The following is a 685-nucleotide window of genomic DNA, read 5'->3' as shown; positions in this document are numbered from 1 at the left end:
TGGCTTCTGCGAGCAATGACAAAACCATTAAACTGTGGGCTTGGGATTTCCATAAACTGATGGGATTTGGCTGCCACTGGCTCGGCGATTATCTCAGAACCAACCCGAAAGCAACAGCAGAGGATAAACAGATGTGTGCTGATTACCTACCTTAGCCAAGAGTCAATCAAATAGAATTTAGGCAAAAGCAGCCAGCAAGCCAGATGTTCGCACTACATTTTTTACCACCACTTCCACTTTTTCCGTTGTCCATTCCTCACTCGCATCAGTCACAACCCTAATATTTCGCTGTGGCGAATCTTCCTCCACAACTGCCGCCAGCATCGGATTATTAAATCTTGCTATTTAATTTTCACTTTTGTAGTTAGGCGAGGTTTGGGGAGTTCAAAAGGCCGTAGGTGCTAGCTCTGAGGGATATGGCACTGATGTCCCTTTGAATATAAAGTGTAAAACTCCTGGAGTGCTGACATTTGTTCTCTCAATCTAGATATCTCTACATCCAAGGGAGGGAGTAGTTTCTCAAGGTGGCGAACCTCACTAAACCACAGTCGTAACTCGGGTTTGAGAGTTGCATAGAGCGTTTCGGGGCAGGAGAGTAATATTGCTGTTACAGCAGATTCCATGTATATATGATACAGTTTATTTAGTATATAAGCTAAAAAAATGAAACCTTATTCGATTGAGT

1 protein-coding gene is annotated in these 685 nt (G+C 43.1%); it reads right to left on the bottom strand.

All coding sequences use genetic code 11. From position 1 onward, the window contains the following. Window positions 1-177: 177 nt before the first annotated feature. On the bottom strand, window positions 178-324 hold the full coding sequence (locus QUA07_RS01270) for a hypothetical protein (protein WP_333321840.1): 147 nt from the start codon (window positions 322-324) through the stop codon (window positions 178-180). Window positions 325-685 lie beyond the last annotated feature (361 nt).

The organism is Microcoleus sp. T3_A4, assembly GCF_036700465.1.
GTDB lineage: Bacteria > Cyanobacteriota > Cyanobacteriia > Cyanobacteriales > Microcoleaceae > Microcoleus.
Note: the sequence above shows the minus strand (reverse complement) of the source record. Positions and strands in the feature narration are given on the sequence as shown.

Bases quoted from the DNA above. Each gene is read 5' to 3' on its own strand.
- QUA07_RS01270 (WP_333321840.1), bottom strand. From the start codon at position 324: ATGCTGGCGGCAGTTGTGGAGGAAGATTCGCCACAGCGAAATATTAGG.